7 protein-coding genes are annotated in these 11160 nt (G+C 74.2%); 4 read left to right on the top strand and 3 right to left on the bottom strand.

Annotated features, from left to right (window positions below):
* Both IE275_RS25025 and IE275_RS25020 read left to right on the top strand, forming a co-directional pair.
* Positions 1 to 282 (top strand): alpha/beta hydrolase fold domain-containing protein (locus tag IE275_RS25025; protein ID WP_189713646.1); only part of this gene is annotated, 282 nt, incomplete at its 5' end.
* 21 nt (positions 283 to 303) lie between these two features.
* A complete protein-coding gene (locus IE275_RS25020) occupies positions 304 to 1020 on the top strand; it encodes an alpha/beta fold hydrolase (RefSeq protein ID WP_189713645.1) in 717 nt (238 codons plus the stop codon).
* Positions 1021 to 1227: 207 nt separating this feature from the next.
* Here IE275_RS25020 and IE275_RS25015 read toward each other — a convergent pair whose 3' ends face one another.
* Positions 1228 to 2181 (bottom strand): DUF1731 domain-containing protein, encoded by a 954-nt coding sequence (locus IE275_RS25015; protein ID WP_189713644.1) that lies wholly within the window; start codon positions 2179 to 2181, stop codon positions 1228 to 1230.
* Positions 2182 to 2437: 256 nt separating this feature from the next.
* On the opposite strand from IE275_RS25015, the gene IE275_RS25010 reads away from it, so the two are divergent.
* The gene (locus tag IE275_RS25010; RefSeq protein ID WP_189713643.1) at positions 2438 to 4495 is read left to right on the top strand and encodes a discoidin domain-containing protein; all 2058 of its coding nucleotides are present in this window, start codon (positions 2438 to 2440) and stop codon (positions 4493 to 4495) included.
* A gap of 27 nt (positions 4496 to 4522) precedes the next feature.
* On the top strand, positions 4523 to 5134 hold the full coding sequence (locus tag IE275_RS25005) for a TetR/AcrR family transcriptional regulator (protein ID WP_189713642.1): 612 nt from the start codon (positions 4523 to 4525) through the stop codon (positions 5132 to 5134).
* A 4-nt stretch (positions 5135 to 5138) separates the two neighbouring features.
* Here IE275_RS25005 and IE275_RS46845 read toward each other — a convergent pair whose 3' ends face one another.
* Complete coding sequence (locus IE275_RS46845; RefSeq protein WP_189713641.1) at positions 5139 to 8963, bottom strand: nSTAND1 domain-containing NTPase; 3825 nt, start codon at positions 8961 to 8963, stop codon at positions 5139 to 5141.
* Positions 8964 to 9412: 449 nt separating this feature from the next.
* Positions 9413 to 10957: a hypothetical protein gene (locus IE275_RS24995; protein ID WP_189713640.1), complete on the bottom strand. Its 1545-nt coding sequence runs from the start codon at positions 10955 to 10957 to the stop codon at positions 9413 to 9415.
* Between the last annotated feature and the right edge of the window lie 203 nt (positions 10958 to 11160).

The following is an 11160-nucleotide window of genomic DNA, read 5'->3' as shown; positions in this document are numbered from 1 at the left end:
GCGGAGCGGGCCCAGATCACCGCGTCGCCGCTGCGGGCGACGACCGAGCAGCTCACCGGTCTGCCTCCGGCGCTCGTCATCACCGGCGAGGCCGACGTCCTGCGCGACGAGGGCGAGGCCTACGCCAACAAGCTCCGCGCGGCCGGTGTCCCGGTCACCGCGGTGCGCTTCCAGGGCATCATCCACGACTTCGTGATGCTCAACGCCCTGCGCCCGACGTACGCGGCCGAGGCCGCCATCACCCTGGCCGTCGGCACCCTGCGCGACGCCCTGCACGTCTGATCCCCGGGAGACAGCACACTCATGACCACCACACCCACCGTCGTCCTGGTCCACGGTGCCTTCGCCGACGCCGCCAGCTGGTCCGGTGTCATCGCCGAACTCCAGGGTGACGGCATCCCCGTGATCGCCCCGCCCAACCCGCTGCGCGGTCTCGCCTCCGACGCGGCGTACGTCGCCTCCGTGGCCGCCCAGATCGACGGCCCCGTGATCCTCGTCGGCCATTCCTACGGCGGCGCCCTGATCACGGTCGCGGGCACCACCGAGAACGTCGTCGGCCTCGTCTACGTCGCCGCCTACGCCCTGGAGGAGGGCGAGAGCCTCGGCGAGCTCCAGGGCCGCTTCCCGCTCTCGCCGCTGGTCGCCAGCCTCAAGGAGTGGACGTACCCGGTGCCGGGCGGCGACCCGGCCGTCGAGGTCACCATCGCCGAGGACGCCTTCCCCTCGGTGTTCGCCGCCGATGTGCCCGCGGACGTCACCAAGGTGCTCGCCGCCGCCCAGCGCCCGCTGGCCGCCGCCGCGTTCGAGGAGACCGCCGCCGCGGCCGCCTGGCGGACCAAGCCGTCCTGGGCGCTGGTCGCGGCCGCCGACGAGGCGATCAACCCCGAGGTCGAGCGGTTCGGCGCCAAGCGCGCCGGTGCCACGATCGTCGAGCTGGAGGGCGCCTCGCACGCCGTCGCCGTGTCGCGGCCGAAGGAGGTCGCGGACCTGATCCGCGCCGCGGTGCGCGCCACCGGCTGACGCGCCCCACCGACAGCCGCGCGGACGTCTCCCCCTGTGTGCGCGTCCGCGCGGCCTCCGCCGTGGGTCACTTCGGTTCGCGGCGGCCTCCGCCGTGGGTCACTTCGGTTCGCGGCGGCCTCCGCCGTGGGTCACTTCGGTTCGCGGCGGCCTCCGCCGAGGGTCACGTCGGCTCGCGGCGGCCTCCGCCGTGGCCCCCCCCGCGGGTCACTTCGGCTCCCGGCGGCCCCGCGCGCGGTGCGCGAGGTCGGCGGCCGCGAGCGGCCAGTGCGGGTGGTCGAAGGCGAAGCCCTCGGCGAGGAGCCGGCCGGGGACGACACGGCGGCTCTTCAGCAGCAGTTCGGTGTCCGAGCGCAGGGCGAACGCGCCGAGTTCGGCCATCCACCGGGTGGCGGGCAGGCCCACCGGGACGCCCCACGCGGAGCGCAGCGCGCGCATGAAGGCGCGCTGCGGCAGGGGAGCGGGGGCGGCCAGGTTCACCGGGCCGGCGAGATCCTCGCGCGCGATCAGGAACTCCACGGCGCGCACGAAGTCGTGGTCGTGGATCCAGGACACGTACTGCGCGCCGCCCGCGACCGGACCGCCGAGGCCCAGCCGGGCCAGCCGGGACAGCACGTCGAACACCCCGCCCCGGTCGGGGCTCATCACCATGGCGGAGCGCAGGGCCACCTTGCGGGTGTGCGGGGTGGCGGCCCGCTCCAGCTCGCGTTCCCAGGCGGTGGCGATGTCCACGCTGCGGCTCCAGTAGCCGGGGACGTCCGGCTCCCGGCCGCCGAGGACGCCGGTGTCCTCGTCGTGGGGGGCGTCGAAGCGGTGGGCGTAGATCGTGGCGGTGCTCATCTGGAGCCAGAGGGCCGGGGGCCGTCCGGCGGCGGCGATCGCCTCGCCCACGACCCGAGCCGACTCGACCCGCGAGTCCATCATGGCCTGGAGATTGGCGGGCGTGTAGCGGCAGCTGACACTGCGGCCCGCCAGGTTGATCACGACGTCACTGCCGTCGACCTGCCCCGCCCAGGCACCCAGGGTCCGGCCGTCCCAGCCGGTCTCGCCGGGCCCCGACGGCCGTCTGCTCAGCACCACGACCTCGTGCCCCGCCGCGGTCAGCGCACGGCGCAGCACCGTGCCCACCTGCCCGGTCCCCCCGGGTATGACGATCTTCATCGAGTGGCTCCCCTGCTCGTCCCGAGGGGAGCCTACTCCGTATTTGAACGCGTTCAAAATGGCCCCGGGGCCGGTCTCGCGCCCGGTGGACCTCCCGTGCCGCCGGCACTTATCAGGTCAAGCGTCCCGGACTCTTGACTCGCAATCCGCCAGTCGCGATCCTCGTCACACATCTTGCGTGGGTCATGACAATCTCAACGGGCGGTCGGTACGCCCTCGTCGACCACACGCTCCCGCCGACCGAGGGACGTGGGCTGTGACCAGGACCGGACGTCCGTACCGCAGACGCAGAGACGTCACCGTCGTCTCGTTGCTCCTCCTCGTACTGGCCACGATCCTCGGCCCCAGCCCGAGTGCGGCGGCCACGCAGTGGTGGAACCCGACCGCCCGGCCCGCCCCCGACTCCCAGATCAACGTCACCGGGGAGCCGTTCACCGGGACCAATGCCGCCGGCGAGGTACGGGGTTTCGTCGACGCGCACAACCACCTGTTCTCCAACGAGGCGTTCGGCGGGCGGCTGATCTGCGGCAAGGTGTTCTCGACGGCCGGAGTCGCGGACGCGCTCAAGGACTGCCCCGAGCACTACCCCGACGGCACACTCGCGATCTTCGACTACATCACCCACGGCGGTGACGGCAGGCACGACCCGGTCGGCTGGCCCACCTTCGCCGACTGGCCCGCCTACGACTCGATGACGCATCAGGCGAACTACTACGCCTGGGTGGAGCGCGCCTGGCGCGGCGGCCAGCGGGTCCTCGTCAACGACCTCGTCACCAACGGCGTGATCTGCTCGGTCTACTTCTTCAAGGACCGCAGCTGCGACGAGATGACCTCGATCCGGCTCCAGGCCCAACTGACCTACGACCTCCAGGCGTTCATCGACAAGCAGTACGGCGGCACCGGCAAGGGCTGGTTCCGGATCGTCACCGACAGCGCGCAGGCCCGCTCGGTCGTACAGCAGGGCAAGCTCGCCGTGATCCTGGGCGTGGAGACCTCCGAGCCGTTCGGCTGCAAGCAGATCCTCGACATCGCCCAGTGCAGCCAGGAGGACATCGACAAGGGCCTCGACGAGCTGTACGACCTCGGTGTGCGCAGCATGTTCCTGTGCCACAAGTTCGACAACGCGCTGTGCGGGGTCCGCTTCGACTCGGGCGGCCTCGGAACGGCCATCAACGTCGGCCAGTTCCTGTCGACCGGCACCTTCTGGAAGACCGAGAAGTGCACCGGCCCGCAGGCCGACAACCCCATCGGCACCGCCGCCTCCGAGGCGGAGGCCGACCTGCCCGCGGGCACCGAGGTCCCCACCTACGCCGCGAACGCCCAGTGCAACACCCGTGGGCTCACCGACCTCGGCGAGTACGCCGTACGCGGCATGATGAAGCGCAAGATGATGCTCGAGATCGACCACATGAGCGTCAAGGCCACCGGCCGGGTCCTCGACATCTTCGAGGCCGCCTCCTACCCCGGCGTGCTCTCCTCGCACAGCTGGATGGACCTCGACTGGACCGAGCGCGTCTACTCCCTCGGCGGCTTCGTCGCCCAGTACATGCACGGCTCCGAGGCCTTCGGCAACGAGGCCGCGCGCACCGAGGCCCTCCGCGACAAGTACCACGTCGGCTACGGGTTCGGCACCGACTTCAACGGCGTCGGCGACCACCCCGGCCCGCGCGGCGCGAACACCTCGAACCCGGTGACGTACCCCTTCAAGAGCGTCGACGGAGGCTCCACCATCGACCGGCAGACCACCGGTCAGCGCACCTGGGACTACAACACCGACGGCGCCGCGCACTCCGGCCTGATCCCCGACTGGATCGAGGACATCCGGCTCGTCGCCGGCCAGGACGTGGTGGACGACCTCTTCCGGGGCGCCGAGTCCTACCTCGACACCTGGGGCGCCTCCGAGCAGCACCAGGCGGGCGTGAACCTCGCCAAGGGCCGCACCACGACCGCCAGTTCGTCCGAATCCAACCCCTTCACCAGCTACCAGCCGGGGCGGGCCGCGGACGGCGACGACTCCACCCGCTGGGCGAGCGACTGGAGCGACGACCAGTGGTGGCAGGTCGACCTCGGCGCCACGAACCTGGTCTCGCGCGTCACGCTCGACTGGGAGCGCGCCTACGGGAAGTCCTACCGCATCGAGCTGTCCACCGACGGCACGACCTGGCACTCCGTCTGGTCCACCACGGCCGGTGACGGCGGCCTGGACACGGCCCGGTTCACCGGTACCCCGGCCCGCTACGTCCGCGTCCACGGGCTCGACCGCGGCACCGACTGGGGATACTCGCTCTACGAGGTGGGCGTGCACAGCGCCTGACCACCGGCACGAGCAGCGAGGACACCCATGGCACGCATGCCGTCGGCCGAACGACGCCGGCAGCTGACGGAGGCCGCGATCAGGGCGATGGCCCGGGACGGCGTCGCGAAGACGACGACCCGGTCCATCGCCGCCGAGGCCGGCGTGTCCCTGAGCGTCTTCCACTACTGCTTCGACTCCAAACAGGCCCTCGTCGAGTCCGTGATCACCGCCCTCACCGACCACTCGGTGACGGTGGTGCGGGGCGCCCTGCGCCCCAGGGCCACCCTGGAGGAGACCGTCGCGGCCGCGTTCCAGGCGTACTGGGACCACGTCCGCGCCCACCCCGACGAGCACATGCTCACCTACGAACTCACCCAGTACGCCCTGCGCCAGCCCGGGTTCGAGCACCTGGCCCGCCGCCAGTACGAGCTGTACGGCGACGCCTACGCCGAACTGATCGAACAGCTCTGCCACGACATGGACCGCCGGCTGCGGATCCCCGTCTCCGTCCTCGCCCGCTATCTGGCCGCCATGACGGACGGGCTGACCCTCAACTACCTGGTGCTCGGGGACGCGGCGGCCTGGAAGGACATCCTGGAGACGGTGACGGCGCACATCGCGGGACTGGTCCAGGCCCCCGACGGATCCCCGGACTGACGGCTCACGCGCAGGTCGGCGCACCCGTCAGCGACGGCAGGAACCGGCTCCACTCCGACGCCGTGAGCGGATCCCCGCGGGTCTCGCACAGCCGACGGGCGATCGCGTCCGTGTCGGTGGTCCACAGCCGTACGGTGTGGTCCTCGCCGCCCGCCGCCAGCGTCGAGCCGTCCGGACTGAAGGCGACCGCGTACACATGCCCGGAGGCGGCCGTCAGCACCGCCCGCAGATCGGGCGAGCGGGGCTCGGTGACGTCGAACAGCCACACCGTGGAATCGGTGCTGCCGGCCGCCAGCGTGGCGCCGTCCGGGCTGAACGCGACCGAGTACACATAGCTGGTGAAGCCCGTCAGCTCCGGGCCCACCCGCACCGGACGGCCCATGTCGCCCACGTCCCACATCCGCACCGTGCGGTCCGCGCTGCCGGCCGCCAGCAGCCGCCCGTCGGGGCTGAACGCCACCGACCACACATACCCGGTCGGCCCGTCCAGGGTCACCAGCGGCCGCTTCCCCGTCCCGTCCACCGCCCACACCCGCACGGCGCGGTCGATGCTGCCGGCCGCCACATGCCGCCCGTCCGGGCTGAAGGACACCGACAGCACCGCGTCCGTGGCCCCCGCGAGCGTCCCCAGCGCCCGGACCCGGCCGGGCCGGGAGGTGTCCCACAGCCGTACGGTCGCGTCGTCGGCGCCCGAGGCCAGGACCGTGCCGGCCCGGTTGAAGGCCAGCGACTCCACCGTGCCGCTCTTCGCCACCCGGAACGGCCCCCCGAGCGGGGTGAGTTCACCGGTGGGCGTGTAGGACATCAGCCGCACCATCGCGTCGCTGTAGCCGACCGCGAGCACCCTGCCGCGCGGCGAGAACGCCACCGACTGCACGAACGCGTCGTCCCCGGGCTTCCACGGCTCGCCGACCGGCTCGTGCCGCACCAGGTCCCACAGCCTGAGCTCCAGCGTGCCCACCGCCAGCAGCCGGCTGTCGGGGCTGTACGCGAGGGCGTTCACCCCCTGCTCCGACGTCAGCACCGGAGAGGGCAGGGACCACAGCCGCAGCACGCCGTCCGCGCAGCCGGTCACCAGGGTCCGCCGGTCGAACCAGAGCACGGAGGTGACCGCCCCCGGATGCGGCAGGGTCGCCGTCACATGACCGGCGCCCCGGTCCCACATCCGCACCGCGTCGTCGCTCCCGCCGATCGCGAGCGCGTCGCCGTCCGGGCCGTAGGCCAGCGCGTTGACCCAGCTCGTCGCCTTCCCGCCGGGCGAACCCGCGGACTTCGGCCGCTCCGGGTCCGAGACGTCCCACAACCGGGTGGTGCGGTCCTGGCTGCACACCGCGAGCTGCCGGCCGTCCGGGCTGAACGCCACCCCGAGCGCCGCCCCCTCGAACCCGCCCAGCGTGGCCACCGCAACCTCCCGGCCGGCACCCCGCGTGCGCCACAGCCGGGCCCGGCCGTCCTGGCTCGCCGCCGCGACAAGCGAACCGTCCGGGCTGAAGGCCACCGCCTGCTGGAAACCCTCGCCGCCCCGGAACACCACCGGCGCCCCGGCGCCCGCCGACGTCCCGTCCGCCCACAGCCGTACCGTGCGGTCCGCGCCCGCCACGGCCAGACCCCGGCCGTCCGGGGCGAACGCCAGCGCGTACACGGTGGCGTCCGGGCTGCCCGGCAGATCGGGCAGCGGGCTCGGCCGCCGCGGGTCCGAGACGTCCCACCGGTGCAGCAGCCCCAGGCCGCCGCCCACCACCAGCGTGTGCCCGTCCGGGCTCAGCGCGACCGCGAACACCGCCAGCCGCTTCGACACCCGCAGCCGGGTCAGCCGCTGCGGCCGGGTGCGGTCGGTGGTGCTCCACAGCCGCACCGTGCCGTCCGACGAACCCGCCGCCAGCAGCCGGCGCCCGCTGTCCACCGCCACCGACTGCACCAGCCCGGTGAACCCGGTCAGCCGGGTGGCCGACGGCGCCGCCGAGGAGTCCATCAGGCGCGCCCGCGCCTCCTGCGTCCGGGCCGTCCGGTACGCGCCCAGCGCCAACTGGGCGCTGACGGACGGATCGTGGGCCCCGACCCGGCCCGCCTCGGCCGCCAGCTGCCGCGACTCCGCCTCGGTCCGGGCCCGGTCCGCCCGGTCCCGCTGGGTCTGCGCGTACAGCGCCAGACCGCAGGCCACGAGCAGCAGGGCCAGCGCGGCGCTCAGCAGCTGGTACAGCCTGCGCGTCCGGTTCCGCGCCGCCCGCCGCTCCTGCTCCTCGTGCCGCGACGACGCCTCGACGAAGGCCCGCTCGTCGGCGTTGACGGCGTCCCGGTGCGCCGCGTCGGCCGCCCACTCGCCGGTCAGCGCGAGGGCCGTGCCGCGCAGCAGCAGCCCCGGGTCGCGCCCGGACTCCTTCCAGCCGCGCGCCGCCTCGGTCAGCCGGCGGTGGATCCGCAGCCCGTCCCGGTCGGCGCCGATCCACTCCTGGAGCCGCGGCCACGCCGTGAGCAGCGACTCGTGGGAGATCTCCACCGCGTCCTGCCCGGCGGTGATCAGCCGCTGCTCGACGTACGCGGCCAGCACGGCCGTCGGCTCCGCCGCCTGCTCCCCGTCCGCCGGGTCGAGCAGCTCGCCCAGCGGCACCCGGCGCCGGGCGGCCAGGGTGTCGTCGGTGACATGCACCAGCCGCAGGAAGATCAGCCGTGCGACGTCCCGCTGCACGTCGGAGAGTTCGGCGAACACGGCCTCGGCGGTGTGCGCCACGGCGTCGTGGATACCGCCGCTGTCCCGGTAGGCCTCGACGGTGAGCCGGCCCCGGGGGGCCCGCTGCCAGGTGGCGTGCAGGGCGTGGGAGAGCAGAGGCAGGGCGCCCGGACCGTGGGCGGGACCGCCGCCGTCGGTGCCGCCGGGCACGGTGCGCGGGGCGAGGTCCCTGAGCAGCAGCTCCACCAGGCCACTCTCGATCTCCAGGCCGGCCTTGCGGGCCGGACCGGTGATGGCCCGGTGCATCTCGTCGCGGGTCAGCGGGCCGACCACCAGCTGGTGGTTCTCCAGGGCCTCGGCCAGCAGCGGGAACCGCAGGGCCTGCGCGTAGAAGTCGGCCCGCAGCCCGATGACCACCAGACCGGGCCGCAGCCGGCCCAGCGCGTCGGTGAAACGGGTCCGCGCGGCCGGCTCGGGGCACATGGTGAACAGCCCCTCGAACTGGTCGACCACCACCAGGGGCGGCGCGGAGTCCACCGCCCGCAGCCGGGTGGCCAGTTCGTCCGCCGGAGTGCGGCCCGGCGTCATCAGCACCACGGGCGGCCGGGCCCCCGCGGGATGGTCGAGCGCGCCGCCGCGCACCGCCGGGAGCAGCCCGGCCCGCAGCAGCGAGGACTTGCCGGAACCCGAGGGCCCGACCACGGCGAGCAGCCCGCCGCCGGAGGCGGCGAGCGACCGTAACCGACCGGTGAGCGTGCCCGTCAGCTCCTCCCGCCCGAAGAACCAGTCCGCGTGCTCCTCCTCGAAGACCCGCAGGCCCCGGTACGGGGCGACCGCTCCGGCCGGCGGCCGCCCCGGCGCCATCCGCACCCGCACCAGCGCCTCGTGCCACTGCTCCAGCGCGTCGGGGGCGTCGATGCCGCACACCGTGAGGATGGCGGTGAGCAGCTGCGGTGCCCGCACCGGAGGCAGATGGCGGCCCGAGAAGTAGTCCCCGGCCGTGCTCGGCGCGACCCGCACCGCCCGTGCCACCTCGCGGACCGTGAGCCCCGCCCGCAGGCGGACCTGCGTCAGCTGATGGGCGAAGTCCGTGACCGAGGCGATCGCCCTCGGGCCGGAGTCCTCATGACGTCGATGGTGCCTGCTGGATCCCTCGGGCATCCGTCCCCCCACCGGTATGTGTGCCGGTGGCAGGCCCTGTCGTGGCCTGTCCGGCTTTGTCCGACCACTGTCGGGGCTCGTCCGGGCATTGGGCAACAGGCTGTCACCCGCCGTTCCCGCATGGCTTGCTCGTTCCGGGGGCCGCCGCGCCGCCCGGCACCGAGGGGAGCCACCGCCGGGCGGCCATCCGGCGCCGTGCCCCCGTCACCGACGCACCACCGGGAACCGAAGGGAGGGGAAGCCCATGGACGCTGCGTACGCCGCCGGCGCCACCGATCCGGAGGAGCCCGACGACATCGTCTGAGCGGCCGGCCCATCCCGGGCTCAAGGCCGCTGCCGGACCGCCGGCACGTCCCGGGCCTTCGGCCGCTGCCGTAACGCCGGCACGTCCCGGGTCTTCGGCCCCTGCCGGACCGCCGGCACCGTCCGGACCGCCCGCCGCGCCCCGCTCAGTGCGGTGACAGCGCGGACACCCCCGGGTCCTCGGCGAGAGTGGGCGCCCACTCCGCCAGCAACCCCGGCCGCAGCAGTCCGGAGAGCTTCGGGCCCCCGCGGTTGACCGTCCGGTCCAGCGCGCCGAGCACCGCCCAGGCCAGCCGCGGCTGGAGATCGGCGACCGCGTCCGGCCAGCCCCGGCCGAGCGCCGGCAACGGGCCGTCCGGCTCCGGCACCCGGATCAGCGTCGTCCGCCGCGCCTGCCGTTCACCGAGCGCCCGCTCGATCCGCTCGTACACACCCAGCTCGCGCTCCACCCACGCCGCCGCGTCGAAACCGTCGCCCGGACCCGCGCCCGCGCGCCGCTCCGCCCACCAGCGCAGCATCCCGACGGCGGGCCGCACACACACCACATGGGCCGGCAGCCGCCGCAGTTCGCGCAGCACCGACTCCCCGTCGTCGTCCTGCTCCGCGAACACATAGGGGCGCGTCAGGACGATCGCGGGCCACGGGTCCCCGTCCGCCGCCCGGCTGCGCAGATGCCGGACGATCGACAGCCACGCGTCCACCCGGCCCTGCACCGGGGTGCGCAGCACCGGCACGAACAGCCCGTCCACGATCTCCTCGCCCGAGCGCGGCAGGACGTACTGAAGCCCCAGCGCCTCCGCGAGCAGCGCGGCGGCCCCGCCGGCCAGCGGACGGTGGCCGATCACCACGATCGGCGCCACGCCCCGCTCCGCCCAGCGCGCGGCCACGGCCGGCACCGGCTCCCGGCGCAGCCCCGCGATCCGGTCCTGCACCAGCAGCTGACGCGGCCGGTGGCCGTCGCCGGCGTCCAGCCAGACCCGGCTGCCCGGCTGGCCCTGCCAGCTGTACTCGCCGCGGGGCCGCAGGGCCCGGTGGGTCAGCGCGGTCAGCTCCAGCCGCACCGCCCAGTAGCCGGGATCCCCGCTCGCCTCCGCGCGCCGCGCCATGGCCAGCGCCTCGCGCAACGGGCCGCCGTCGGCGAGGTCGACGGCCCGGTCCAGCGGCAGCGGTTCGGCACCGGCGCGCAGCCGGAACTCGGCCACGTCCATGAGCGCCGCCGGATAGCGGCCGCCCGACTCCACCGCGGACAGCGACACCGTGAACCGGCGGGCACCGTGCTCACTGGCGAGGACCGCCGCCGCGGCCGCCGCCGGCGCCCGGTCGAACCAGGGCTCCTCCACGTCCGCGGCTAGCCGGCCGGCCGCCGTGATGCCGGTACGGAACTGCCGCATCAGCTGCGGCACGTTCGGCGCGGACGCCTCCTCGGGCGGTAACCAGCCCAGTTGCGCGAACACCTGCGTCACCGGCACCTCGGCGAGCCGGGCCAGCAGATGGACGAAGTCCGGCTTGGGCTCACGGGCGCCGTTCAGCATGGACCTGACCAGGGAGTCGGACCACGGGTACTCGGGGTTCGCCGCGCGGAACACGTGCACCACGGCCACCGTCCCGGAGACACCGCGCTGGTGCAGGGCCGTCAGACACAGGTCGATGCCGTCGGGCGTACCCGAACCGGCGCCCCGCCACCGCGCCATCCACGTCTCCTCGGCTTCCGGGCCACCGCCCGGAGACTAGCGAAACCCGCTCCGCCGCACCCCGGATACAGCGAGATCCGAATCGGACACGAACACGCCTTGTCGCCGCCCGGCGCGGGCCGCTTCAGTCGGGACGGTCACCCCTGGTGCGGGCCCGCCCCGGGCACGGCACCGCCGAAACACGGCACGAGCGAAAGAGAGCA

Origin of the sequence: Streptomyces phaeofaciens (assembly GCF_014648915.1) — a bacterium.
In the GTDB taxonomy this organism is placed as follows: domain Bacteria; phylum Actinomycetota; class Actinomycetes; order Streptomycetales; family Streptomycetaceae; genus Streptomyces; species Streptomyces phaeofaciens.
Note: the sequence above shows the minus strand (reverse complement) of the source record. Positions and strands in the feature narration are given on the sequence as shown.

Excerpts from the sequence above, each read along its gene's own strand:
- IE275_RS24995 (WP_189713640.1), bottom strand. The coding sequence starts at position 10,957 with ATGGCGCGGTGGCGGGGCGCCGGTTCGGGTACGCCCGACGGCATCGAC.
- IE275_RS25015 (WP_189713644.1), bottom strand. The coding sequence starts at position 2,181 with ATGAAGATCGTCATACCCGGGGGGACCGGGCAGGTGGGCACGGTGCTG.
- IE275_RS25005 (WP_189713642.1), top strand. The coding sequence starts at position 4,523 with ATGGCACGCATGCCGTCGGCCGAACGACGCCGGCAGCTGACGGAGGCC.
- IE275_RS46845 (WP_189713641.1), bottom strand. The coding sequence starts at position 8,963 with ATGCCCGAGGGATCCAGCAGGCACCATCGACGTCATGAGGACTCCGGC.
- IE275_RS25020 (WP_189713645.1), top strand. The coding sequence starts at position 304 with ATGACCACCACACCCACCGTCGTCCTGGTCCACGGTGCCTTCGCCGAC.